General features: G+C 62.6%; 16 protein-coding genes and 3 pseudogenes. 7 read left to right on the top strand and 12 right to left on the bottom strand.

Features of this window, described 5'->3' with window-relative positions; translation table 11 throughout:
- Positions 1 to 322 precede the first annotated feature (322 nt).
- Positions 323 to 1,516, top strand: a complete 1,194-nt coding sequence (locus ACIP1U_RS15755) for a helix-turn-helix domain-containing protein (protein WP_400316443.1) — start codon at positions 323 to 325, stop codon at positions 1,514 to 1,516.
- 356 nt (positions 1,517 to 1,872) lie between these two features.
- Here ACIP1U_RS15755 and ACIP1U_RS15750 read toward each other — a convergent pair whose 3' ends face one another.
- A complete protein-coding gene (locus tag ACIP1U_RS15750) occupies positions 1,873 to 3,270 on the bottom strand; it encodes a replication initiation protein (RefSeq protein ID WP_400316441.1) in 1,398 nt (465 codons plus the stop codon).
- Between the two features lie 1,208 nt (positions 3,271 to 4,478).
- Between ACIP1U_RS15750 and ACIP1U_RS15745 the strand changes: the two genes are divergently transcribed.
- Together ACIP1U_RS15745 and ACIP1U_RS15740 are read left to right on the top strand one after the other, a co-directional pair.
- Positions 4,479 to 5,690: a ParA family protein gene (locus ACIP1U_RS15745; protein ID WP_400316642.1), complete on the top strand. Its 1,212-nt coding sequence runs from the start codon at positions 4,479 to 4,481 to the stop codon at positions 5,688 to 5,690.
- Positions 5,687 to 6,658, top strand: a complete 972-nt coding sequence (locus ACIP1U_RS15740) for a ParB/RepB/Spo0J family partition protein (protein ID WP_400316439.1) — start codon at positions 5,687 to 5,689, stop codon at positions 6,656 to 6,658. Before ACIP1U_RS15745 ends, ACIP1U_RS15740 begins: the two co-directional genes overlap by 4 nt.
- A gap of 2,654 nt (positions 6,659 to 9,312) precedes the next feature.
- On the opposite strand, the gene ACIP1U_RS15735 is transcribed toward ACIP1U_RS15740, so the two are convergent.
- The 6 genes and pseudogenes from ACIP1U_RS15735 to ACIP1U_RS15710 all read right to left on the bottom strand — a co-directional run.
- Positions 9,313 to 11,163: a phage integrase family protein gene (locus ACIP1U_RS15735; RefSeq protein ID WP_400316437.1), complete on the bottom strand. Its 1,851-nt coding sequence runs from the start codon at positions 11,161 to 11,163 to the stop codon at positions 9,313 to 9,315.
- Between the two features lie 511 nt (positions 11,164 to 11,674).
- Positions 11,675 to 13,402: a hypothetical protein gene (locus tag ACIP1U_RS15730; RefSeq protein ID WP_400316435.1), complete on the bottom strand. Its 1,728-nt coding sequence runs from the start codon at positions 13,400 to 13,402 to the stop codon at positions 11,675 to 11,677.
- 131 nt (positions 13,403 to 13,533) lie between these two features.
- Positions 13,534 to 14,538, bottom strand: a complete 1,005-nt coding sequence (locus tag ACIP1U_RS15725) for an ATP-binding protein (RefSeq protein ID WP_400316433.1) — start codon at positions 14,536 to 14,538, stop codon at positions 13,534 to 13,536.
- A 29-nt stretch (positions 14,539 to 14,567) separates the two neighbouring features.
- Entirely contained in the window at positions 14,568 to 16,517 is a 1,950-nt protein-coding gene (locus ACIP1U_RS15720; protein WP_400316431.1) for a hypothetical protein, read from the bottom strand.
- A gap of 912 nt (positions 16,518 to 17,429) precedes the next feature.
- Positions 17,430 to 17,795, bottom strand: a complete 366-nt coding sequence (locus ACIP1U_RS15715) for a LysR substrate-binding domain-containing protein (protein ID WP_400316429.1) — start codon at positions 17,793 to 17,795, stop codon at positions 17,430 to 17,432.
- 3 nt (positions 17,796 to 17,798) lie between these two features.
- A pseudogene (locus ACIP1U_RS15710) lies at positions 17,799 to 17,883 on the bottom strand (integrase); the annotation flags it as partial.
- A gap of 119 nt (positions 17,884 to 18,002) precedes the next feature.
- Here ACIP1U_RS15710 and ACIP1U_RS15705 point away from each other — a divergent pair.
- A complete protein-coding gene (locus ACIP1U_RS15705; protein ID WP_209774653.1) occupies positions 18,003 to 18,359 on the top strand; it encodes a VOC family protein in 357 nt (118 codons plus the stop codon).
- 104 nt (positions 18,360 to 18,463) lie between these two features.
- A pseudogene (locus ACIP1U_RS15700) lies at positions 18,464 to 18,989 on the top strand (integrase); the annotation flags it as partial.
- A 69-nt stretch (positions 18,990 to 19,058) separates the two neighbouring features.
- Here ACIP1U_RS15700 and ACIP1U_RS15695 read toward each other — a convergent pair.
- The gene (locus tag ACIP1U_RS15695; RefSeq protein ID WP_018315330.1) at positions 19,059 to 19,247 is read right to left on the bottom strand and encodes a hypothetical protein; all 189 of its coding nucleotides are present in this window, start codon (positions 19,245 to 19,247) and stop codon (positions 19,059 to 19,061) included.
- 1,001 nt (positions 19,248 to 20,248) lie between these two features.
- Between ACIP1U_RS15695 and ACIP1U_RS15690 the strand changes: the two genes are divergently transcribed.
- Together ACIP1U_RS15690 and ACIP1U_RS15685 are read left to right on the top strand one after the other, a co-directional pair.
- Positions 20,249 to 20,632, top strand: a complete 384-nt coding sequence (locus tag ACIP1U_RS15690) for a hypothetical protein (RefSeq protein WP_400316427.1) — start codon at positions 20,249 to 20,251, stop codon at positions 20,630 to 20,632.
- 12 nt (positions 20,633 to 20,644) lie between these two features.
- Positions 20,645 to 20,848, top strand: a complete 204-nt coding sequence (locus ACIP1U_RS15685; RefSeq protein WP_400316640.1) for a transposase — start codon at positions 20,645 to 20,647, stop codon at positions 20,846 to 20,848.
- 353 nt (positions 20,849 to 21,201) lie between these two features.
- Here ACIP1U_RS15685 and ACIP1U_RS15680 read toward each other — a convergent pair.
- The 4 genes and pseudogenes from ACIP1U_RS15680 to ACIP1U_RS15665 form a co-directional block, all read right to left on the bottom strand.
- A pseudogene (locus ACIP1U_RS15680) lies at positions 21,202 to 21,441 on the bottom strand (transposase domain-containing protein); the annotation flags it as partial.
- 88 nt (positions 21,442 to 21,529) lie between these two features.
- Positions 21,530 to 22,525 carry a tyrosine-type recombinase/integrase gene (locus ACIP1U_RS15675; protein WP_400316425.1) on the bottom strand — a complete coding sequence of 332 codons (996 nt, stop codon included), beginning with the start codon at positions 22,523 to 22,525 and terminating at the stop codon, positions 21,530 to 21,532.
- The gene (locus ACIP1U_RS15670; protein WP_400316423.1) at positions 22,522 to 23,469 is read right to left on the bottom strand and encodes a tyrosine-type recombinase/integrase; all 948 of its coding nucleotides are present in this window, start codon (positions 23,467 to 23,469) and stop codon (positions 22,522 to 22,524) included. Before ACIP1U_RS15670 ends, ACIP1U_RS15675 begins: the two co-directional genes overlap by 4 nt.
- Positions 23,466 to 24,698, bottom strand: coding sequence for a tyrosine-type recombinase/integrase (locus tag ACIP1U_RS15665; protein ID WP_400316421.1), 1,233 nt, complete (start codon positions 24,696 to 24,698; stop codon positions 23,466 to 23,468). Before ACIP1U_RS15665 ends, ACIP1U_RS15670 begins: the two co-directional genes overlap by 4 nt.
- Between the last annotated feature and the right edge of the window lie 69 nt (positions 24,699 to 24,767).

Genomic DNA, 24,767 nt, shown 5'->3' with positions numbered 1-24,767 from the left:
AGCAAGCGCGAGCAAGTCCAAGAGGGATGACGTCGGGCTTGCTCGCAACGAATCCCTGGATTGAACTGCACGCCAATCCTCTACCTGTCCGCCGCGGCGCAAGTACGGCGTGGCCACACGGATTTCTACCGGAGAAGTGGATGAACCACTAGGTATTTCAACAAGCGAAAAAAAACCTGGAGTTGCAGCTCCAGGCTTTTCATCGGTATAGGCAAAAGAGGTCAAAAGCTTCGAAATTGACTCGACCCACATGACGGATCGAGTGTACGAAGCCCGCGCCTTCGCTGTCAATGCTCTCTTCCCAAGTTTGCGCTGATCGAAGATGAAATTTGGCTTCGACGGGCTTCCTGTTGCCCGAAGAACAACAAGCTGCGGCGCTACGTCGCACGTTCCTGACTCTGTGGCCGCCGACGGCCAGCAACCCATGGCGGCGCGGCTCGATGCCAACCGGCTACCGGAGCGGATTCTTAGAGCAATCGCGCTAGTCTACGAGTCCGATGGGCTTCGGACTTTGCACATCACGAGCCGTCAGGTACTGGCGACGCTCGTCCGCTTCGCTTTGAACCAGAAGGACCCCTCCGCGCTCGCCTTCATAAAGAAGGCAACGATTGGCCAACATCTCGGGATCAGTGAAGCCACTGTCTATCGAGCGCTTGGCACGCTTGAACATGCCGGTCTTATCGAGCGTGAGCGCCAGCGTCGCACAATGGCGCAACTCGAGGTCGTTGGGCGGATCCGGTTCTCTGCAAAGCTACTCCGCTGCATTGGAATCGCATGCCGCGACCTTCGGTCAACTGTTCCGGCCCGCTCTGATGAGTCCAGAGCGTCTACCGGTCTCGCACCGGTGAGTGGCGTAAACAAGAACAAACAGTCTTCTACGAAGAAACATCCCGGGCCGGGATCCTTTTTGCGGATTGACGGCCGCGCCGTGCCTATGGACCTGGCGCCCCTCGTACGCGACCAAGCGCTGAAGACATCGGCGTTGTTCCTATTAATGCGGCTTGCGCGAACGGCTGGACATCGATTGTCCGATGTCGTCGCGGCGGCTGGCAATGCGCTCAGGCCGCTTCAGGGGCGCGAACTGTTCGCATACCTTAAGTCGCTCCTCGACAAGCCGACTGACTATGGACATGTGGTTCGAACGTGCAAGGCTCGTGAAGACGAAGAGCGTGCAGCCGAGGCTCGAGCCACACAAGAGCGGCAGCAGATTGCCGAACTCGTGGCCAAGTACCAGGGCAAGCGGGTTTCGGCACCGGATGGCTCAACCTGTGAGGTCGATTCAGCGTCCATTGTGATCACTGACGCCAACGGTCGTCGAAGTTCATTGCGGCATGAGCAGGCCCGCGCCTGGCTCATCGAGATGGACAGAGTGGCCGGGCTGGGCTCTGGCGTCGTTCAGACGACCCAAGCAAGGCAACCATCGTCGGCAGTGGCCCACGCGGCCATTGAAGATATCCGCAGCCTAATGCGCAACAGGCAGTCATCTCTGCATGTCGGGCGGAGGCGCGCGGGCTAACTGTGGCACAACCTTTCGTTCCGTCGCGGTAGATGGCGCTGCGGAAACCGCTACTTGCGCGACTCCACGACATGGGAGGCTCGCCAGTTTGACTGGTGCAACGATTTCAGCCGAATGGCCGGCCGGTGGTGGTCTCCTCGAACCGAGTTTCTTTGCGTGGCTATTGTCAATGGCGAGAACCAAGGCATGAACAACCCACCGCGGCAAGGGAACACCCAAGATCGACGTGCTTGAGCCGTGAGATTCACAATGACTTGGGTACCACCCTGCGGGCTACAGCATGCACAAGAACTGGGCTAAGAAATCGGAAAGCTGCACGGCGGCGGTGTCGGCCCACACTCAGAGTATCCGCTATCTCACGCGCGGGCGGATGCCATGCGACCGAACACGAACTGTCCAAGGTACCAGGACAGATCTGGTGTCGTCAGGATGACGTCTTCGGAGACGGAGGCAGGCTCCAGCTTCATCCGCCTCAGTACAAGCTTGCCTTCGCGCGACGCCAGCCAAGTCCGAATAAACTCTCGGCGAGTTTTAGCGTCGGCGGACGTAAAATGCGCGCGACCTTGGGCCGATTCTTCGTTCATGCGTGCTCGCGTCTCTTCGTCCCGCGAGGCAACGCTGCGCTCAACAGAGGTCTTAACTGCAGCCTTGGCCGCTTCTGTCTCCGTTTCCTCTGTGAGCAGCTTTGTCTGGACCTGAACCATGGTTCGCTCGGCTTCCGACATGCGCCAGTTGTCGCGCAACGCCTTCATCAGGTAGCCGGACGGACTCTTCTTCACCTGGCCACGGTTGAGCTTGAACCGCGTGTATTCGATTGCTTGCAGAATCCGGTCGTCATTCCACGTCTCCCGATTCTCGGATATCTCGGTGAACTGGCGTGTGGACAGGTTGAACTCGTCCTTCAGGATCTTGTAGATCTGGCTCGCGTCAGACAGGCTGGCCATCACCGCGTCCGCCGTGTCCTTGCGCTGTAGCTGGAAGCGGATCCGGTCCACCTTCTTCGATGACGTCGATTCCGTCCGGGTTTCGTAGGACAGTTCGATGTCCGAGATCTCATTGATTTCCCGGACTGCCGGCTCGAGCCAGTCGCGTTTGAAGTATTTGAAGATGCTGGCATTCGCGCCCATCTTGCCGGGCCAGGTTCGCATCTCGTCAAGCTTGATCCAGTCGGTACGCCCAGCAGGCACGCTGGGTAATACCTTGTCGTAGATGGCGCGCGCCAGGCTGCGAGTAAAGGCTGTTGAAATCCGCAGGCTTAGCCAGTGCGACTTGCGCGGGTCTCGAATGTGTGGGATCAGGCTGTGGTGCACGTCGAAGCGGATGCGGCCACGGTGCATCGCCACCATGCCGATTAGCTGAACTTGTACCCAGATGTCATCCTCGGCCGGCTCACGGTCCGAAGGCGTATTGGTAACGCGGATTTTCGCGTTCTGAGCTTCATCGGCGATGGTGCGCAGATGCTTCAGGTTGCGGCTGTCATACCGCATCAGCCATTTAAAGTAGTTTAGCTCAACGTCATACTGATCAGGGACGTCCGGCTCTTGGGCTACGATGAAGTAGGCGGCATCGAGGAACCGTCGCGCCGCCAGCCCCATGTTCACGATTTCCGTGAAGAAGTTATTGCGCTGATAGCCGATTTCGCGGTTCGCCTCGTTGATGGACGTGCCGAGGTCAAACATGTCTTCGAACAATGCGAGCGCCATTTGCCGAGGCGTGGTCCTCGCTTTGATCTCCACAGGATTCTCGGCCGCCATACTTGTGCTTCCCTTCTTTTTGGGCTGGGGTGACTCTAGCACGTGATGGTGAGGTTCTCAACACAATGAACCTCACCATAGAACACGGTATCGGTGGTCTTGGCCTTGTCCCTGCAGAGTCCGCACAATCAACCTCACCCTACGCACAATGGACCTCACCGTCGCGCAAGACGGGCAGCGGCTACCTGCGCGTCCAGCCTGCCGGCAGCGGGGATATCCACAGATCCCGCACAACGTTCCTCACCTTCGTGGGCTCGGCACAAGAACTCGCACCTTGCGGAACAATAAGTCTCACTCTGTTATCACAACAAACCACACGATTGCGGCACAACATACCTCACCTTCGGCACATCACACCTCACCTTGATAGCATCAAGTGTTTGATTAGAAACAGTTTTGATTTTTCCTGTTTGTTTGTCGGTGGGTTTACTTTCAAAAAAAAGCAAACAAACAGGGCACGGGCCACGCCCGTTCGCTCGCATACTGTGCTGTGCCTCGGCAAATGGATACGAACAGCTCACCGTCTAACCCTGGCGTCCTTGTTCGCTCAGCCGTTGACACCGACGTCGAGCTAGACGTGTCGCATCGTTCTTCGCAAGAACTGCAACTGGCCCGCTGCTCCCCTTCCCCCCGTGCTAATAGGCGTCTGATGGTGAGGTTCTTTGAGCTGCTCCAAAGGTGAGGTCGGTTGTGCAAGACGCCTCCGAGGTTTCATTTAGGGTGAGGTTCATTGTGCGGGCCAAATGAAGCTCGTGCCGAACACGCACAATTGACCTCACCTTTGCCATTGCCACGGATATCCATCGGTCGAGGCACCGTGGACAAAGCGTGTGTGACAGGACAGGGCGCGCCGCCCAGCGAACAGCGGTGGGGCCAATTACCCAAGGCTCAACTGGCAAGGTGAGGTCAATTGTGCAGAATCCCAGTATTAAGACTCCGCCCAGCTGGAAATCCGCATCACGACCGCTGGATCGACCAGGCATGGTGAGGTCATTTGTGCTGGGTGGCTGTGCCCGTGCACCCAAAGGCAGCTTGTGCACAGACCGTTTGTATAGGGCTGTGCAGGCCTAGACGCCCTTCGTTGCCTAAAATCTGTGCAAAATTGTTGTTTGTAGAAAAAGTTGGATTCCAAAACAACAGTTTATGAAGCATTGCTCAAGCGTTTCCTGTATTCTGAGCTTTCCAGAATTTTGCGGAAAAACCTCAGAATGGTGAAAACGAGCCAACTTCCTGCAGTCGATCGGACTGTGCCGCTTGAGCAGATATCCCAGTTCGCGGAAAAGGTCACCATTTTCACGGATGAACTGCGTGAGACGATCCTTGCGCCGCGCCCCAGAAAAACCGCCCCGGTATTCAAGACCGGGGAGATCGCGGAGATGTGCAACATCTCACATTCCCAGGTGCAATACCTTGCCACCAAGGGCGATGGGGATTTGCCGCCAGGCACTGCGGCGGGAACTGGACGCACCCGGACCTTCACCTTGGAGGAGGCGCGCACGTGGGTGCAGAAAGTTTCGGACATTTACCAGACACCACTAGTCACCGGTACTCGGGAGCCCGAAGGAAAAATCATCATCACGGCCCAACTGAAGGGTGGTTCGGCCAAGACTACGACCACGATGTGCCTTGCCCAAGGACTGACGCTGCGCGGCCGAAAAGTGCTGGTGGTGGACCTGGATCCGCAGGCGTCGCTCTCGGAACTGTGTGGGTTGTACGCCGAGAAAGACGTCTCGCCGGAAGACTCTGTTTTGCCGTATATCTACGATCAGCAGATTGAGGGGGGCTTGCTGTCCCAAGTGCAAGAGACGTACTGGGACGGCCTGGATCTCATTCCCGCGCACACCGAATTGATCGGAGCAGAGTTTCATTTGCCTGCCATGCAAAAGGTCAAGCCGGGCTTCCGCTTCTGGACTGTCCTCAGGGAGGGACTGGAGCCGTTACGGAAGCACTACGACTACATCCTCATGGACACGTCGCCCTCGCTTTCCTATATGAACTTGAATGCCCTGCTGGCGGCGGACGCCATGGTCATGCCGATGGTGCCGGAGAACCTGGATTTTATTAGCTCGCTGTCATTCTGGCGCCTGTTCTCGGATGTCTCCAAGAGCTTCATCAAATACGAAGCGGACAAGAAATACGATTTCGTGTCGTTGCTGCTGTCAAGGGTCGATTATGGACGTACGTCCTCTGCACCTATTGTCCGCGCGTGGGCGCAAAGCGCCTATGAGAGCTGGCTGCATTCAATCGAGGTGCCCGCGAGCTCTGTGATGAGCACGGGGGCCCTGGCTTTCTCAACGGTATTCGACGTGAGTAGTACCCATAGCGCTGCAAAATCACTGCAGCGGGTACGCCAGCCCATTGTGGACTATTGCCGATGGTTGGATGAAATCTACGCAGAAAAATGGAGGAGCGCGCAATGAGTAATATGCGAGAACAGCTATTGGCGAAGACGGCTGGTATCCGGAAGACGTCGGCAATCCAGAAGGACGAGATCAAGCGCAACGATCGCACGCAGACGGCCCCGGGATTGGCTGGCGCACTGGCCGTGGCACAGATGCGCGTGCAGGAGCTCGAGGCCGCAGGCGTCGCGTCGCTACTCGCGGTTGCTGACATCGTGCCGAACCCCTGGCAGCCTCGGCGCGTCTTCAACGATTCAAAGCTCTCGGACCTTGCTGAGTCCATCCGAGAGGTTGGGTTGATGCAGCCCATCGTGGTGCGCCGTGCCGAATCGGGCTATCAGATCGTGGCAGGTGAGCGCCGGTGGCGGGCCCACAAGATGCTGGGCGCCGATACCATCAAAGCGGTGGTCGCTGAGCCGTCTGACGCCGATATGGCAGTTTTGGCGCTCGTGGAGAACGTTAGCCGGGATGATCTCTCGGACTATGAAATTGCGCTGTCCATCCGTCAGACCGAGAAGGAATTCCCGTCCCGCTCACGTCTGGCTGAGGCCCTCGGGTTGTCCAGAAGCGGCCTTTACCGATTCCTAAGCTTTACGCAACTTCCCGACTTTGTAATCCGGGATTTGGATCTTCAGCCTACCCTGCTCGGCGGGACGGCGGCCGACGCGATCGTCACGACTATCCGAAAGTATGGTGAAGCCGGCAATGCAGCGGCGAAGGAAATTTGGGCTCTGGTGGCATCCGGCAAGATGGACCAGAGCAGAGCGGCAAGTGCGATTAAAGCACTGGCAACCCGTCGAGTTGAAGCCGCCAACTCAGCGAGCGAGCGAAGCATCGACAAGTTCTTTGCCGGTAAGGAGCATGCCGGCTCGATTACCAAGGATGCTAACGGCTTCACCGTCAAGATCAAGTCCGGTGCACTGAGCGAGGCGCTGGAGACTCAGATTCGCCAATTGATCAGCGAGACGTTCCACCACCTGCCGAAGTGAGCTGACACGACGTGACAAGGAGGCCCGCCGCATGGCGGGCTTTTTATTTGGCCGCGATCGGCAAATCGGCTGGCACGCTGCTACCGTGTCGGGCAGGGTACGCTTGCACGGTCCTAGAAATCGGATAGCTGTCCCGAGTTGGGACACTAGCGGCTACCGGGAGCTTTTGCTCGCTCCAGCGCTATGCAGGCGGGACGCCACGCGGGAAGTTCCTCTGCCCTCTAGGGGACAGAGAGCAGGACCGAAAGGCGGGAGTGCTGCAGTGACCGGTGCATTGCAACAACTGTCCCAAGTGGGACACTTGGATCTGGCCGATGTGCGGTCACACCGAGAGCCCCGGCGAGTGTTCGCAACTTGTTGGCCTCGATAATAGTGAGTGGTCCCGAAGGCCGGACGGGGGAGACTGTCCCGAGTTGGGACACCCGCCCATGGTAACGCTCAGGCGCTCCACCGAGCGTTGCTACACCGAGGTTGGCTAAAGTGGCGAGACGCAGGCGATCCGGGGAAGTCGGTCCCGTGGGCAGCGCGACGCACGGCGGCAAAGTGTCACGCGACGGAACGCGGGAGAACTGTCCCGACTTGGGACACCGGGGTGGCTAGATCTGGCGGCGCGACCACCAGCGGTTCACGCGAGTCTGAGCGCAGGGTTGGGGCAAGGCCAGCGATCCTAACGCACCTTCAGTGTGGACCGACGCTGGGGTACCTTACTCCATACAGCAACCAGGACTGTCACGGCTCCGGACGCTTATTCAGGCGGGATTGCTCAATCTGGCTGTTCCGCTTCGCAGGGACTGTCCCAACTCGGGACACCAGGGCGCCGTGCACACTGTCAGTGGGACAACTAAGGCGCAAGCACCGCTGGGACATATTGCCGGTGACAATCCCAAGCCTCCATGGTAGCGCTTGGAAGTCCAATGCTCAGACGCCGCGCCTGTGGGCGGGGCTGCGTTGGACAAATGGGAGGCCGCCAACGAGCCGACGAACGGAGTCCACCGCGCCAGTAGTGTTCTGTCAGGCAGCAAGGTGACACGCGATGGAACCTGTAAAAGCTGTTCCGACTTGGGAAACTGAGCTGGCTATAGCCTGGCGTCGACCAACTATCACGGAAGGCCTTGACGCGGCCTTTTGGAGGGAGGCCGATGCCCTCGCGACCAACAGGCCGGCCACGCGTGTTGCCACGACGCTGGCGGCAGACCTGAGTCGGGGCCGTGGCTAAGAGTGTCCCGACTCGGGACACTTGATCAGTGGCAAGGCGCAAGCACCGCCGGGACATGTTGTCGGTGACTATCCCAAGTCGGGACAAATGCCTCCATCGTTGCGCACAAATGGCCAATGCTTAGGCGTCGCGCCTTGGGGCGCGGGCTGCGTTGGGTTAAGGGAGGGCCGCCAACGAGCCGATCAACGGAGTCCACCACGCGGGTAGTGGTCTGTCAGGCGGCAAGGTGACATGCCATGGAACGTGCAAGAAACTGTCCCGACTTGGGACACTTGGCGGGCTTTATAGCCTGGCTTCGATCAACTATCGCGGACGAGCCTTGGTGCAGCCTTTTGGAGGGATGCCGACGCCCTCGTGACCAACAGGCCGGCCACGCGCGTTGCCACGACGCTGGCATTGATCAGCGTCGGGCCGCAGCTAAAAGCGTCGTGACTCGGGACACGTGATCAATGAAAACTACCGAAATAGGCTGTTCCCGACCCGTGGCTTCGCAGGGAGTGTCCCAACTCTGGCCAATACGTCCTAGGATCTCTGTCAGCGACATCTACCCAGCGGGAAATGCGTACAGGACAGCCACGTGCCTGCGTTGAGCTACTGCAGGCGATTGCCTCAGGTTGGGACAGTCGTCCGCACGGCGATAGCCGGGGATCTGGAACAAGGCCAAGGGCCGTGGCGGCTTGCAGATAGGTAAAGCACATTGCAGTGATATTGCCGGCTGCCCCCAAATCAGCACAGTTGTCGCCATGGAGGCGAACGGAGAGCACGAGGGGCAGGCGCACCTTGCGCCGAAGCCGGGCACGGTGCGGCAACGTGCGATCGGTCAACGGATCGGGTGGGCAATGATCTGACCGGCGGCAAGCTGATACGCGATGGACCCGCACGAAAAGCTCCCAACTTGGGACACTGAGACGGCTATCCCCGTGGCCGTTAGCAGGGCTGTCCTCCGGCGAGCGCCGTTGCTGCCCCAGGGATGCGAGCCAACGAGCCTGCCAGCCAGTTGTTGGTCGAACTAGTACATCACACCGACGCTGGCGGCAGACCCAAGTCGTCCGGTAGCCAGGACTGTCCCGACTCGGGACACTTATTCAGGGAGATTTGCCGAAACGAGGTGCTTTTTCCCCTGCCCGGGCAGAGGCTGTCCCAAAAGCGGGGCACAACGACGCAGGACCTCAGTCCAGCGGACGATTCCCGACGGCCGGAGCAGAGTTCTGAGGGTGTGAACTGACGCGCGACAACTCCCCGTGGCGGGCAGTTGGCCGGATCTCCGATGAAGAATGGTGCGTCGACGCCACCGTCCGAGAAGAAGCCCCGGACAGTTGTGACCACGCAGAGGCCGCTTCGCAGCCGCCAGCGGCGCGCGTCCGCAAGGCTGTAGACACGCACAAGCCGCAGCGTCAGCGCCAAGTCAGGCGGCTGATCTCCTTCCGAGCCAACTCACTTAACTGGGGAAGAGCTTCGACACCGCAGCGAGGCCGCGCGCACGTTCGGCGCGGACATACAGCGAGGTCGTTTGCAGTGAAGCGTGCCCCAGCAGCCGTTGCAGCACATCTGCGGGCATCTCGTTGGCCACTGCATGCGTGGCGAACGTATGCCGCAGCGCATGGGGCGTGACGTGGCGCAGCAAATTTCGCTCTACCTCGGACAGTGACAGCGTGGCATCGTTAGCGATGCGAACCAGCGTCGTCGTCAACAGCTGGTACAGCCCATCCGGTGAAAAGCCCTTGCCGCTCAGCACGGGTGTACCGTCCTCCTCGCTGAGGTGCTTCGCCCGGGCCGTGCGCGTGGACGGGACCACCACCGGTGAGAGCAGCGCGAGTTCCTGGTCCGGATTCTCGAAATCGTGGCCGCGGTCCGCCCAGTGCGTACGCAAGGCGTCGATGGCTCGCGCCGGGAGGAATACCGTGCGCCACTGTTGGCGCTTGCCGAGCAGCGCCAGCTCCCACAGCCCAGCGGGAATGCCGGCCTGCTCCGGAACCGGCTGGAGCTGGGAACGCTGCGCGCCAGCCGCCTCCTCGCGGCGCGCGCCACTGCATCCCAGCAGCAGCACGGCCGCTCGCGCCAAACGGTACTGGGCGCCGGGTGCGTCGGCATCCTTCGCGGTCAGCGGCGCCGCCACCGGCACCGCGGGCCATTGCGCGCAGAGCTGGTCAAGGATGCCATCGGGCTGCACCAGTGCCTTCCACAGTGGGGCCGGCATGGCTTTCTCGACCGTGATCGGCACTTCCCGGCGCACTGTCAGCGGATCCTGGACCAGCAGCCAGGGATTGCCGCCCAGGTAGCGCACGCCCACCAGCCAGGTAAAGAAGCCCCGCAGCACCAGCACCGCGTAGCGCTGGGATTCCGGCTTGAGGGCGCCGGCAAAGGGGCGCCAGCGGGCCGAACTGCGGGGCGCCTTGGGGCCGATCCAGGACGGATCCGGCTGCGCCAAGAAATCCTTGTAACGCTCGCAATCGTCGGCGCCTACGCCGGACAGCGCGATGCGACGCACGCCCACGCACCAGAGCAGGAAGCGCTCCAGTTCCTTCTGGTAGGCGCGTGCGGTCTTGTCCCGGTCACGGAAGCGGGACAGGTAGGCCTGGATGGCCTCCAGGTCATGGCGGGCCGCGATCAGGCAGTAGCCCGGCGCCCGGTTGCGGCCCGCGCTGCCGTCGAGTGCGGGCACGATCCGTCCGACCTGCTCCAGTGGCACCAGCTTGCGCGCGAGCGCAGGGCCCAGCTCGACCAGCGCCGTCTGGGGCGTGTCGTCGACGACCACGAGCGGGCCGAGCGTCGCCGCCTGGGACTGCAGCCAGCGCTCGATGGCGCGCGCCTTGCCGGCCCCCAGCCGGGGCACCGGCAAATACCAGCGCCGGCCGCGCAGCGCGATGTAGCCTTGCAGCTGCCTGAGCGTCTGGATGTGTTCGTGCCGCAGCGCCCGGAACACGATCGGACGCAGCCACGCGGACACCGGGTCGTCGGGCTGCGGCGCGGAGAAATCCTGGTCGGCGGCGCGCACCAGGTAGTCGATCGCGCTCTTCGGCCAGCGATTGAAGCGGCGCGCGTCCGCCAGGCTCGCCGACAGGTACGGGTTGCTCAGGCAGACGCGCTCGACCAGGTGGTCGCGCATGGCGTCGAGCCGCGCTTCCAGCTGCGCCGTGGTGTCGATGCCGGCGGCATGCAGCGCGTCCTCGTCATAGACGCGCGCCAGGATCTGGTCGGTCGGGATGCGGTTGAGCCGGAAACGCAGCGCTGTGAAGTCGGCGCGGGTATAACGCGGGGTGTCGGCGGCGACGAGGTTGTGTTGGGCCATGGCAGCGAAGGTGGGTCGGCAGCGCCCATATCTTACCTGATAATATTGCCTTGGCAGGGGCGCTCAGCGCGACGCCCGCGCGGCGGATCACCAACGGGCTCGGGCGTGCAGGTGGCGTCGCGAGCAGGGCCGCACCGCCATTTTCGGCTACACTGTGGGAAACGCGCCGCGCCCGTGGTGGGTTTCAAGCGGTGCTAGCGCCGCGTCCGCCGGCCTTCTGGCGCCGGTTCCGCCACCTCCGCTGTGGCCGTTTTCCCCAAGTGCAGCTTGAAAAACCCGGCAAATCCCCTAAAAAATCAAGCCTGATAATGGGGATTATCAGGTAACCATATCGAGCACATCTTAAGTCACTTTCCGCCCACCGCTCGCTCACACAACTAATGTTGTGTCTATGTCGTCAACTAAAGTTGTAACCACTCGCGTGGGTGGGCTGAGCCGTCACATCGACTGCAATCCGGCGCTGAGCCTGTCTATATGATGGGTCGCGCGGGCCAGAAAGAGAAGGGGCAGATCAGCGCCCGGCAAGATCGGGCAGGGCTCGCGCCCGCTGGTAGCAGCGGGCCACCTCGGTCAGCTCATGAGCCTCCTGCCAGAATCCCTTCCTGCGGCGGACGATCGCCACAAAGACGTGGTAGCCCCCCGCCGGCCACGGCGGAATCGGTGCGGGCGTTACCGCGTGCGCCGAGCTGGGAAACGGTAGCGCGACCCTTGCGATCCGCTGATAGTCCATCGCACAGCGCCGCAGGCTCGCGATCGCCCCGGCCGGCGTCGGCGCCCATGCCTGCAGCGGTGCGTGATCCCAGCGTGCGACATAGCGGGCATCGGCCGCGCGATAGAGCCAGCACCACGGATGCCCGTCCTGCAGGCCCAGCAAGCGACGACGTCGCACATCGCAATCGGCGGGTGCGATCGCGTCGATCACCTCCCAACCGGTCTCTTCCGACCAGGTCAGGCACGCGCCACGACTGGCCGCCCACATCGTGTCCCGGCGCGCCTGTCGGCAGGCGGCCGCTGCCACCTGCCGCATTGCTCTATCAGCATGCGGGACCGCCGTCCACTCTGCCGGGATCGCCGCCGCGAAGCCGAGTCCGCTGGGCGTGAGGCGCGCCAACCAGGCGCTGTCACACCACGATGTGCTGGGCGCCGCGTCTGCCCAGGTGGCGACGCCTGAGCATACGGCCGCGGTGGCGCGCGCTTGCGCATCGCGCCAGACCGCGCCCAGACTCACGCGCGCCGCATGGCAGGCAAGCCAGTGTCGCGTCGCGGCATCGGCATGGTTCGCACCGCGCACCTGACAATCGGCTTGCACGGGTTCAGCAAGCTGACCCACGGTCCCTGCCGGCGGCGGGCGATCGGGCCAACGCCGTTGTTCAATACCAGGTTCGGCCGCACGTCCCCACAGCAGGTCGATGAATGCCTGTCGCGCGCGGGGACTGCTGCCGATCCACGCGCTGATCGCCAACGGATCGCACGAGTCGATGAACCGGGCCACCCATCTCGCGCCGTCGGGAGCCAGGTGTCGGCGCACGTGGCGGGCGAGCGCCCGATACACCGTCGTGGCCGGCAGCGACGGCCAATACGAAGGCTTCCCGTGCTCGCGTTTGTCAGGTGGTGGTGGCGCATGATCTCGAGATGGCGTTTGCCGTGGGCGGGGCGTGTACCACGCCGTGCTGATTGGGGGCGGTACCAAACGGATCGGCCGCAAGCACGCCGGATAGGCGAGGCCCAGCGCTTGCGCGGCGGTGATTACCCACTCCAGGCCGTCCGGCGCGTGTTGGCACAAGGCTTCGTCCAGCCGCGCCGACCGGATCAGCCTCGCCATTGCGTCCAGCCAGGCGGCGACCGGATCGAGCGCATGGGTGGTCTCCGGCGCCAGCGTTGGCCGACGGCAGGTTTCGTGCGTAAAAAAGTGCAACCGGCCACAGCGGCAGCTGCCGGCCGCTGCGTAGTCTTCCAGGGAGTGCAACGTCGCGTGAAACGGCGCGCCGCAGTGACAGCGGTTAACCAGCGGCGTTCCGTGGATCGGGCAGGCGTCGAGCAACGCGACGGAGAAAAGCCCTGTATGGTAGCCGGCGGCGAGACAGGCGAAGCAGAGGCGCGGCTGCGGCACAACCAGCGACGCGCTTAGCCAGGACGGCAGCGCGTCGAGCGTCGACCACCGAAATACCTCCGGCGTCTCGCCGAGCAAGCGTGCGAACGCTGCGACATCGACGCCACCGGCGCGCTCGAGCAACGCCACCGTCGCGGCAGGACGCGCCCCGGGGGCCGGCAAGTCATGTGGATGGAGCACATTGAGCGCGCACGCGCAGTACCGTGTGCCAGAGCGATGCATAGGGCAGCACGCTGCCAACATGCCAGGTCAGACGCCTGTCAGGCATGCGGGGTCTGCCCGCGACCTGCGTGCCGCAGGGCTGCGGTCGCCGACACCAGGGCGATCAGCATGCTGTGCCCGCAGTTTTCAACGGCGGTCCGCCAGGCTTCGGCCGAGGTCGCGATCTCGATGTCGGTGCCGCCGGCGATGCGTAGCAAGACATGGCGGCATGCTTGTGCCACGGTCTTCATCGGGAAGTCGATCGGTCCCGCGTAACGTGGCGGCAAGGTTTCGTGCATGGCCTGCATCAGCGCGTCCGCCTGCTGCGCCATGCGAAATCCTCCGGCCCACGGACGCGGTGCCAGGGCTGCCGTGAACGAACAACCTGAACCAGGGGGCCATTCGCTGCCCTCGTCGTAGCCGCGCATTACGTAAGCGAGTTCGTCGACGCTGCGCACGCCGTGAAAGGGCGCAGCCGCCAACATGAAGCGCGCCGCGACATGGGCGCCGCCGGCCAGTGCCATGCCGAACGGCTCGTCGAAGAACTGCAGCGACGCGATCGAGAACACGCACAGGCGGATGCGTTGTTTCTCCAGCACGCTATGCAACTCGACCAGCCACATCCATTCCCGCTGCGTCATGCCTTGTGCTTCATCAATCACTAAAACGAGGAAGCGACCGCCGCCCTGCGCCGCGAGTTCGATCCAGCGCTCGATGAGCATGGTCTGGCGTTCGAGCGGGGTGTGCCGCGCTTGAGCCAGCCTGTGACCACTTGCCTCGAGTAAGTGTGCGTAAAAGCGGCCGACGGCCGGTGCGCCACCCGAGTCGGTGTGGCTCCAGATGACGAGCGGTACGTAGCCGCCATAGCGCTCCCCCAGCAGGCGCTGCAGCCAGTGGTCGACGGCATTCGATTTGCCAAAGCGCGACGGTCCGAAGATTGTCGCGCCATCGACCTGGTCATCCAGCCAGGCGGCAATGCGCTCGACCATGTCGTGAATCGCGAGCGTGTACAGCGAGTAGTCGCGCGTGACGACCGGATGGTCACGCGGCACGTGGGCCGCCACGAGCGGCTCGGGGTGGGGACCGGGTGACGTTACCATTGCTGGGCGCGGCGCATCGGCGGCAAGCTAGTGGGAGGGCACGCCGCCGATGTATCTGGTGTTGCGGCGTCGGGGGTGGACGGGCCCGCATGGGTGGCGAGGCTGACCATCGATTGGCCGGTCAGCCGCTCCGCATGCTGCTGCAGGATGCGCCGAGCCTCGAGGTAAGCGGGGTGAACCGGCAACTTGCCGCCTGGCGCCGCTTCGGCATACCGAATCAGCGCCTCGACGGCGTCGCCGTGACTTGCCAGGTGGAGCAGCCGGCGTTTTTCCAGCGCGCGAATCGCCTTGTGCATGTACAGCGAGTGGGGCGTGCGGTGCCAGGGGGGCGCGGCGCGGACCACGCCGAGAAACAAGCCTTGCTGCGTCGAGACGGCGGCGTAGCGCGCATCGTCTTCGTTGTCGAGGTGCAACCAGAACGCATGACCCAGCAAATCGGTGCGCAAGCACAGCCACTCGGCCGAGTAACGGGCATTGGCAAAGTTGAAGTGTGGCCGGCGGCCGCTCTTGACGCCGCCAAGTAGCGTGCAGAGCTTGCGCACGCCGACCATGCGGCACACGGCGGCGGGGTCGGCGGTGCGCGGCGGGGCCATACCGTTGGCCATCAGCCGCTCAAGCTGCTCGAGTGGCGTGCGGTAGCCCAGCCCGGAGTGCGGCGTGGCGTTGTAATTGGCGATCAGTGTGTCGAGCAGTTCCTCGGCATATTCGAACTGGAACTGCGTGGCGAAGGCCGCCGCGTCGGGGTCGGCGCCGCGCTTGTCGGCGGGCGAACTGCCGGTCGTGGTTGCCAGCCGATGAAAACCTCCGGCAGCCAGGTGTCCAAAGAACGATTCGATAAATGGCCGGTCATCCTTGCCGCGTCGACAGGTGTAGCTCGTCGGATCCTGCGGCTTGACGATCTTCGCGCCCACCACGTCGCGCAACACGCCTTCGACGCGCGCGCAGGTATTGGCGAGGGCACCGTCAACGCTGAATTCATTCCAGCACGCGCCAGTCAGCTGCGGCAGGCGGTGCGAGGGCAAGCCGGCGCCCGGCACGTAGGCGTCGCCACTGAACTGCAATTCACGCGGCGCCCACGGCAGGAGTGCACAACGCACCGCGCGCAGCACATCCTCGGCCGCGCACTCGCGTCGCAGGCTCAAGTGGTAACCGAGCACCGCACGTGAGGCGACATCGATGAGCACCACGACCCAGAGGCGGTGGATCATGCGCGGCTCGGTGCCGCCGTGCGGCGAGGGCACCAACACCATCATGCGAGCATCGAGCTTGTGCGCATCGCATTCGACGCGCTCGAACGGCGCCATCATCGGCCGCCGCGTGCCGTCGCCGGAGCGGGCCTTGCGCACCGCTTCCTGCCCGCCGACGAGTTGACGCGCCCGTGTGGGAGACTCGGCGAGCACGCGATCGATGTAGCGGGCAAGCGTCACATAGCCGCGCTTCTCGACGTTGAAGGGCCATTCGCCGCGGCGCTCGACCCCGCGTTCGCGCAACTCGGCCAGAAACCAGCGGAACACGGCCATGCGGGGCCGGCGGGACGCCTCGAGTTCGCCCCGTTTGCCGAGAATCCATTCGCGCAGCCGGTTTTCGAGCCCTCGCCCTGCCGGAGATTCGAATAGCCATTGTAGGGCACCGACGGCTCCGCCACTCCAGGCATTGAGCTCGAGTGGCGCTGTCCGTTGGTAGGACTTCACCCGCGCATGCGGTAACAGGCCGCGCCAGCCGTAGACACGCCCGTCGGGGTGCTGCTTCAGGCAGCGCTCGGTCAGCAATCGGTAGGTCTGGCCGCGACCGATGCCACAGGCTGCTTTGATCTGGCTGTCGGTCGCGCCTTCGAGGTAAAGGCGGATCGCGCGCTCGCGTCGCCGATAGAGAGCTCGACGGTCGAGGGGGAGGGCGCACTCGTCGATCGCAGGCCAGGCGCCGAGATCGACAACGCGAGACATCCCCGCGTCGCCATTCGGGTGGCTGTCTACGCGTAGTCGCGAGCGTCGTGTCATCGCAGCCTCCGCCGAAGCGTCGACCATTACGACACAAGATTAGTTGAATTCGCGCATTGCGTTACAACTTTAGTTGACGTCCCGGCCGCGATAGACACAACTTTGGTTGAAATGAAATTCGGCTTCCGGGGCTTGTGCGACAAGGGTTCGCAGGGAATTCCGCCACGCACGACGATAGCTACAACTTTACTTGTGCAGGCGAAACCTGAAGGTAACCGCTGGCCCCGCATGTGGTCGCGGCCCGCGGCGCCGTCGTTCGCGCAGTCGTCAGACCGGGCGCTCGCGGGCAAGCGCGGACTGTCCTCCCATGATAGCGGCTCGGGGCGCTTTGTTAACTGCCAGAATTTGCCCATCGCCCAGGCGCGCGACCCGCGCCGCCGCCTTTGGGTCAATCCGGAACCGCGCGCCGCGCGCTGGCCTGCCGCGCCGGCGCCGCTCGCGGAAACCCGGGTTGGCGGTCCGAGCGCATCTTCACTGCCAGCAAGGGATCGCCCTGAAAGCGTAAAGTGCACCGCGTCAGGCGGGGGAGGGCAGACCCGGCCGGACATCCCCACCAGGTCGCTGCCCGTAGAGCGTAGCAGCGCTCCGAAGCTCGGTTCCTTACCCTTGAGCGCCGGCGGCCTGGAGCGCGCAGCGATGCCTAGCGCGATGGATCCGTTTCCGGATACCGGTCGAAGGTCAGCTTCACCAGCTGCCGCAGCCACACGCTGGCGGGATCATGGTGAAAGCGCGGATGCCGATACTGATTCAGCGCATACGGCGGTCAGGACACCGGCGGCTGGACGACCCGAACGATGCCATATTGGCGAAGGACGTTGGCCAACTCCTCTGGCACGGTCGCGATCAGGAGCGGGATGCTCAGGAAGTGTATGCAGATAGACGTTTTCGCTTCACGCCGTGACGTTCGAACGCTGCGTCGTAGGCTTGACTGGATCGCCCCGCCAGGCTCACTGAAATTTGCGGCATGGATTCGAACTGCTCGATCGTCGGGGTATCGCGCACGCGTTGGTTCTTCTTGCCGACGATCGTGACGAACCGATGCATGAACAACTGCTGCAAGGACTCCGGTGCGGTCGGCACGGAGCCAAGCAGCAGGTCGGCGTCGCCGGATGCCAGCAGTGCCTCGATTTGTGGCATCGGCACCTGCAACGTGTGCAGAGTGCAGTGCGGCGCCTCCTTTCGCAGTCGCCTGATCAACGGTGGCAGGAAAACCAGCTCGCCCATGTCGGTTCGGAGCCAGCCCATGGGCGCGGCGGTAGCGCGCCAGTTCGGCGATCAGTTCATCGGTGGCCGGCACCAGCCGGGTCTTTGATCAGGCGACTGCGAAAGCCAAGGCATTCCGGCTCCGTACCCGGGCCGCTACTGGCATTTCGCGGACGATGGCCGCATGCTAGTCTGATCTAGTCCGGTTAAACACGCCCCCCAATGCCGATGATTTCCTCGATCAACGCCGTGACACTCGCCACCCACGACATGTCACGAGCCGTTGCCTTCTACCAGGCGCTCGGATTCCAGATCCGCTATGGAGCCGCTGATGCGGAATTCACCAGCTTTCACGCGGGCACGGGCTATCTCAACCTGATTGCGCAGCCTGCCAGCCGGCAATGGTCGTGGTGGGGACGCATCATTTTCCATGTCGACGATGTCGACGCCATCCACCAACGGGCGCTCGAACACGGGCTGCGTCCCGAGGCCGCCCCGCGCGATGCCGAGTGGGGCGAGCGGTACTTCCATATCAGCGATCCCGACGGCCATGAGCTGAGTTTTGCGAGACTGCTGGTGGGATGAGCAAACGTCTTCGCTGGTTCATGCGCCGGCACCGACGTGGTGACTAAGATCTGGCCAATACGCGATTCTCTGCAGCGCGGAGGAGCACCGTCGTGGCGGCAGATACGCCCGAGGACCTGCTCGGCTACGAACGCTTCCTGGCCGGACCCGCAACCGGCCGCCGCTGGATCTTGGGGTCTTGGCCGGCACCAGGTTAAAGCGCGCGCGCGGCCACCCGGACTGGCGTCCCAATTTGACGGAATCACCGGGGCCGCTGTCGCCGGCCAGCGTGCGCCAGGCGCTGGTGATCCTGAGCGCGCTGTTCGCCAGGTTGACCGAAGCCGGCTACCTCGCCGGCAATCCGCTGGCGCTGGCCCGTCGCCGCCGCGCACAGACCAAGGCGCGCATCCCGCGCTACCTCAGTCACGTGCTGTGGGACGTGGTCAAGGAGACCATCGAGGCGCCACCGACACCGCCACCGAGCGCGAGCGCCTGCATGCAGCGCGCTGCCGCTGGCTGCTGACCATGCTCTACCTGGGGAGCTTGCGCGCGGCCGAAGTCACCGGCACGGCCACGGGGGCGTTCTTCTGCCGGCGCGATGCCCCGGGCATGGAGTGCTGGTCGCTGGAAGTGACCGGCAAGGGAAACAGGGGTCTGCTTCATGGCTCTGTCCCGCACAGGAACCTGGCCGGCACCGCTGCCGCCCCACACGCTTAACGCTTAATCCTTATGGGCCTTGTGGACGGCCGTTACCGACAATACATCCAGGTCGAAGAAGGGGCTGTCCGGTGGCGGCGGTGGCACTCCCGCGCCCCAGTTGGCGATGGCGAGCTTGATGTACTCAGCCATCTGTTCGTCGGAGACATCCCTGGGTTGGTCGATCATGACGACATAGCGGCGATTGCTCATGGCAGGTCCTTGTCTCGCTTCCGTGAAGGCATTCATCCCCGGCACCGCGTGCGGATGCGGCAGTGCCCCCCGTCGGTCGCTGCGGGGTGAGTGTCGGCTGAGTTCAGTATAGGCCCCCTGCATGTGCCAATGGCGCGCCGGTCAGCGCTGCGCGTCCTCGCCAAGCTGCGCCAGAAGCCCCGAAATAATCGTACTGATTTTGCGGATGTGAGCTTGGTTCTGGCGCGAGGAGAGGACGTGCGTCTCTCAAGCGATTTTGCCTACGGCTGCGACTCCGGGATTTCCAGGCAAAGGATAAATGGACCTCCGGGTCGTAACCTGTAGCATCGCTGCGATCAGGAGAGCGTGCAAATGTTGGGGAGGGCCCTAACGGGCTGCTGAAATTCTGTTTTTTGAACCTCGGCGCAAGACTGACGACCTCATAGAACGGCCCACAATCGATTTTTCCGACAAGGTCGAGGGGCAAGGCACCCCTCGAAAGGCCGCAATCAGGGGTGCTAGGAAGATATTTCAGCAACCTGCTAAGCGAGGGCCGCTCGGGGTGCCTGTGGACTACGCTGATGGTATCGATCGCAAGGGTGGGAGCGAACCATGCGCTTGATCATCGAAGCCAGGTTGGCCGACGAGGGCAGCGACACCGGTCAAGATGTTGACGGAGTCGTGGCCGTGATTGAGCGCCCCGACTGTAGCCTTGCCGCCATGGGCCTGACCCTCGCGGAGGGTCGGTCGCTGTTGGCTAAGGTGCGGGCCGATCTGGTTTCGATGCAAGTGGCGGGGTGGCTCTCCGGCCAGACCCCTTGTCAGCGCTGCGGCGAGGCGTTAAGCCACAAGGACCATCGTTCGACGGTTGTCCGCACTGTGTATGGCAAGGTGACCGTGAATAGCCCGCGGCTGTGGTCGTGTGCTTGCCAACGGACTGTCCGGAAGCCGCGGTGTGTGGTTCATCCCTTGTCTAAAGCGCCGACTAGTCGCACCACGCCGGAGCACGAGGTCCGACGCTTTTGGATACCCATCTCAGCTATATCGAGGAACGAATCGCACAGGGCTGTCGCTTTCCTGAACTGATCTGGCAAGAACTCAAGCAGCGAGGCTACACCGGCAGTCGCGCCACGGTGAAGAATTGTGTGATCCGCCTCCTCTTTCCGGTGGGCAAGGCACCGCTTTTTTTGCCACCCGTGCGCACAATGCCGTGCCCGTCGGCCCGGCGCGTGTTCGGATGGCTTGTCGGATGGAGGAAGCTCGCCGTCGAGGAGCCCAGGAGCGCGGACCACGAGCGCTTCGTACAGGCGCTTTGCAAGATCGAACCCGTGGTGGGTGAAGTTCGCAGCCTCGCGCGGGAGTTTCTGGGGCTCATGCACCGGCGAAGTCCGCGGCAGTTCGATTGATGGCTAAAGCGTCTGTCACGCTGCGACGCTGTGGAATTGCGCAGATTTGCGCAAAGCCTGCGCGCCGATTTACCGGCTGTGCGGGCGGCATTCAAACTGCCATGGAGCAATGGCCAGACCGAGGGTCCCGTCAACCGGCTCAAGTTCCTCAAGCGTCAGATGTATGGCCGCGCGAGCATCGAGCTTCTGCGGCTGAGGGTAATGAAGCCAAACTAAAGGAGCGGCCTGCCTTGTCCTGCGGGACACGCTGGTCCGGTCGCCATCGCAGGCGCGTGAGCTCGTGCCGCCAGGACGACGCTGGCGGGCTCGCCCACGTTAGTCAATAAGAGGAATGGTGGTAGTGGGGCGGGAAAGACGACGGCAAGGTCCTACACGCGAATTCGCCGTTCGTCACACAAATTGCGGAAGACCCATCATTACTACACTCCACGGCAGCTGGAGGAGCGGTTGATCGACAGGCACCCACACTTTCGATCGTCAGCCAGGCCCGTAGCCACGACGCTCAATCGGCTCCAGGGGGAGTTGATGTGTAAGCGCGCGGTGATCTCGTCTTGACGACAGCGCCGCGGTCAGGACGGTGGGAGTTGCCAGTGATGAGGCAGAAGCTCTTCAAGGCGACTGGCGGGCTGCGCTGGCAGCCGGGCGAGGACGTCCTTGAGATAGGCGTAGGGATCGTGACCATTCAGCCGGGCCGATTGAAGCAGGCTCATAGCTGCAGCAGCGCGACGGCCTGCCCGTAGCGAGCCCGCGAACAGCCAGTTGGCCCGGCCAAGGGCAATCGGACGTATCTGGTTTTCGCACCAGTTATGCCGACTCCCAGATTATGCCGCGTGCCGAAGCGGACGACACAACAGTTAGGCGGATCCTTGTTTCGAATTGCTTGGATTGTTGGCATTATCAGAGACCCTCCAGGAACGCGAGCAAAGGATCGGGTGGTTTGTAACGCGTAGGCGCGACGCCGCTCGCATTGGCGTGTGCGAGTGCGCGTTCCTTGAGCCGCATGTCGGCGTGCAAGTAGATCTGGGTCGTCTCCGATGATTCGTGCCCGAGCCAGAGCGCGATCACGGTCAGGTCTACGCCGTGATGCAACAGGCTCATCGCAGCCGCGTGCCGAAGCGTGTGGGGCGTTACTGATTTTTTCTTCAACGAGGGGCACGAGCGGCACGCGATTGCGACGTTGCGCGACACAAGCCGCTGAAGGGCATCGGCGCTAAGATGGCCACCGCGCGAACTGGGGAAGACCGGATCATCGGGTTCGCCAGGTTGATACTGTAGCCATTCTTTCAGCACCGCTATGACGTCCGATCGCAGCGGAGTGCATCGCATCTTTCTGCCTTTGCCGAGGCAACGTACGTGGGCGCCTGTGCCGAGCACTACATCCTGACGCCTGAGAGAGGTCAGTTCGCTGTTGCGCAGACCCGTTTGAACTGCTACCAGAAGCAGCGTTCGGTCGCGGTTGCCGATCCAGGTTCGTATATCGGGTGCCGCTACCAGAGCTGCGGCCTCGCTCTCGGTGAGAAACTCGACAGGACCGTGTTCGCAGCGTTTGGATGGAATTGCAAGAATGCGCTGACACTGCAGGAACAGCGCGGGCTCGCTGACCGCAACGAATCGGAAGAAGGCATGCACAGCGGCGAGGCGCGTGTTGCGTGTCCGCACTGAATTGCCCCTGCCTTGTTCGAGATGCTGAAGGAATTTCTCGATCAACGACGCGTCGAAGTCTTCGATCCGCAGCTTTGACGGCACGCGCCCGATATGCTTCGAGGCGAACGCCAGCAGCAAACGGAACGTGTCACGGTAACTCGCCACCGTATGTGAACTCAGACCTTGCTGCTCGAGCAGGCGCTGGGTAAAGAAGCGCTGGACGAGGGATGGAAGGCTGGCGGCGTTCACGACCGCTCTCCCGGGCGGTTCTTGCCGAGATAGCCTGCCGCTAGTTCAAGCAACTCCGGAACTGCTTCGATGTACCAGTACGTAAGTCCAACGTTGACATGCCCGAGATAGGCGGCAAGTTTCGGCAATTCTCGGCTCACATCCAGTCCGGCGCGATACCACTCGACCAGCCTTCCAGTCGCAAAGCTATGTCGGAAGTCCTGGAGGCGCGGGCCGCAACCATCGCGTCCATCCTCTGTCGCTGATCGCAGACCGATCGCGCGCGACATTCTGACGAACATGCTTCGCGCGGTGCCGGCCTTCAGCCGCATACCGCGCTCACCAACCAGGAACGCCTCGCTCAATCGTAACGGACAGAGTAGGTCTCGGCTGCGCGCATAGCGTTCGAGCGCCGCGCGGGTCGACTCCTCTATGGGAACGAAGCGCGATTTTCCGAACTTAGACTCCCGGATGGAGAGTATCCCGTTCACGAGGTCAACGTCCGACCGGTCGAGTCGAAAGGCTTCACCCGGCCTGATGCCTGTCGCCACAAGGAGCCCGATAAGCGCCGAATAGGTCAGTGCTCGCATGCCTGTGCGGGAGCGTAGCCGCGCGGCCTGAATCATGAGGAGGTTAATTTCCTGTTCGGTGTAAATATGCGGAGCATTCCGCCGTCGACGAGCACTAAGAAGTCCTGCTGGAGGAATCTGGTTTCGGCTGTCAATGACGTTCATCCACCTGGCGAATCCCCTCACTTGGGAGAGGCGCCGCCCCCAGGTGGCGCGTTGGACGAGTACGGGCGTCGTCGCCCAGCGCATAGCCAGATCATTGGTAATGAACTCGGCGCCTTCGTGTTCCAGAAGATCAACGAAATGACCGAGTGCCAACGCAGGTTCATAGAATGACGCCCCGAGAGCACGGCGGACTGCCACGTACCGTGCGAGAGAGTCGCGGATCGCAGTCATATTGCACCTCCCGCTGTGGGCCATGAGCGCGCTACCCCGCGCAGGTCCTCAAACGCGACCTTTGCATAGATCGCAGTACTGTCCTGTGAGCGGTGTCGCAAGACCTCGGCGATTTCGGCGATTGAGGCACCATGGCGAATCATCGTCGTCGCCAGACCGTGACGAAATAGATGTGCTGCGCCTCGGCACGCGGGGCGGAACCCGGCACGCGTGAAAGCCAGACGAACAATATGGCCAATTGCCGCCGGTCCCGCCAGACCAACTCGTGGCGCCCATATGCGCAGAAAGACCCGCCGCGATGCACTCACTCCGCGACCGTCGCGGAGGTACATTGCGATCGCCTCTCCAACCTCGGATGGCAGCGGGACATGTTCCACCATTTTCCCCTTGCCATGCACAACGAGTTCCCCCGTACGCCACCGGACGTCGCCGAGCTCGAGTGCGACGACCTCTCCGGCGCGCAAACCGAGCCGCGCCAACAACAGCAGGACGGCATAGTCGCGGAGCCCGCGGGGCGTGGACCGGTCCGTAGTGGCAATGAGAGCTTCTTCCTGCTCAGGCGTGAGGAACGTTGGAACAGTTGACTGTCGCCACTTGCGAACCGGAGGCACCGACTCATACAGGTCTCGTGACGTATCGCCACGCAGAAAGAGGAAGTGGCAAAACGAGCGAAGGGCCACCGTCATCAGCCGCGTGTACTCCGCCGATCGACCTTTGCTGTGGACAAGGAGATGATCCCGGATCGTTACGGCGTCAAATGCATTGGCCAATACACTTCCGTCGCCGGCATCGTGGCTGCTGAGGAAGTCGCGGATGAAGGGCCCGTAGACGAGCACCGAGTTCTCCGCCAGTCCACGATCCTGCCTCAGATAGGCCAGGTACCGGCTATAAATTTGTGCGATCGCGGATTGGCCGCCCAACGTCGGCGAGCGCACGATGGCTTCAGCACGCAGATAGGCAAGGAACGAGCGTAATGCAGCACGCTCGCAATGGACGCGGTCTACTGGCGCGTCGGTCAGGCGCTTCATAAAACGAGCCATAGCAGACTCATCGAGGTCAACCAGGTCGATGTTCCTGTTCTTCATCCATCGAGAGAACGCACACAGGACCCTTCGTTTCTTGCGAAGCGTTACCTCGGAATAGTGTGCCGCCCGTAGACGATCGAGAAATGCATCAATGTGACGGGCCGGCGGTCCGCCGGATTCGCTGACTATGCGTGTCGCCTTCATTTGATCTCTCCTGGCCAGCGCGATAGCCAGCCTGAGAAATCATATGGTTATGCCGCCACAGCAATCACG

Source organism: Cupriavidus sp. NPDC089707 (assembly GCF_044748965.1).
Classification (GTDB): Bacteria; Pseudomonadota; Gammaproteobacteria; order Burkholderiales; family Burkholderiaceae; genus Cupriavidus.
This window is presented reverse-complemented; position numbering and strand designations above follow the sequence as displayed.

Excerpts from the sequence above, each read along its gene's own strand:
- ACIP1U_RS15755 (WP_400316443.1), top strand. The coding sequence starts at position 323 with ATGAAATTTGGCTTCGACGGGCTTCCTGTTGCCCGAAGAACAACAAGC.
- ACIP1U_RS15750 (WP_400316441.1), bottom strand. The coding sequence starts at position 3,270 with ATGGCGGCCGAGAATCCTGTGGAGATCAAAGCGAGGACCACGCCTCGG.
- ACIP1U_RS15745 (WP_400316642.1), top strand. The coding sequence starts at position 4,479 with ATGGTGAAAACGAGCCAACTTCCTGCAGTCGATCGGACTGTGCCGCTT.
- ACIP1U_RS15740 (WP_400316439.1), top strand. The coding sequence starts at position 5,687 with ATGAGTAATATGCGAGAACAGCTATTGGCGAAGACGGCTGGTATCCGG.
- ACIP1U_RS15735 (WP_400316437.1), bottom strand. The coding sequence starts at position 11,163 with ATGGCCCAACACAACCTCGTCGCCGCCGACACCCCGCGTTATACCCGC.
- ACIP1U_RS15720 (WP_400316431.1), bottom strand. The coding sequence starts at position 16,517 with ATGTCTCGCGTTGTCGATCTCGGCGCCTGGCCTGCGATCGACGAGTGC.
- ACIP1U_RS15715 (WP_400316429.1), bottom strand. The coding sequence starts at position 17,795 with ATGGGCGAGCTGGTTTTCCTGCCACCGTTGATCAGGCGACTGCGAAAG.
- ACIP1U_RS15705 (WP_209774653.1), top strand. The coding sequence starts at position 18,003 with ATGATTTCCTCGATCAACGCCGTGACACTCGCCACCCACGACATGTCA.
- ACIP1U_RS15695 (WP_018315330.1), bottom strand. The coding sequence starts at position 19,247 with ATGAGCAATCGCCGCTATGTCGTCATGATCGACCAACCCAGGGATGTC.
- ACIP1U_RS15670 (WP_400316423.1), bottom strand. The coding sequence starts at position 23,469 with ATGACTGCGATCCGCGACTCTCTCGCACGGTACGTGGCAGTCCGCCGT.
- ACIP1U_RS15665 (WP_400316421.1), bottom strand. The coding sequence starts at position 24,698 with ATGAAGGCGACACGCATAGTCAGCGAATCCGGCGGACCGCCGGCCCGT.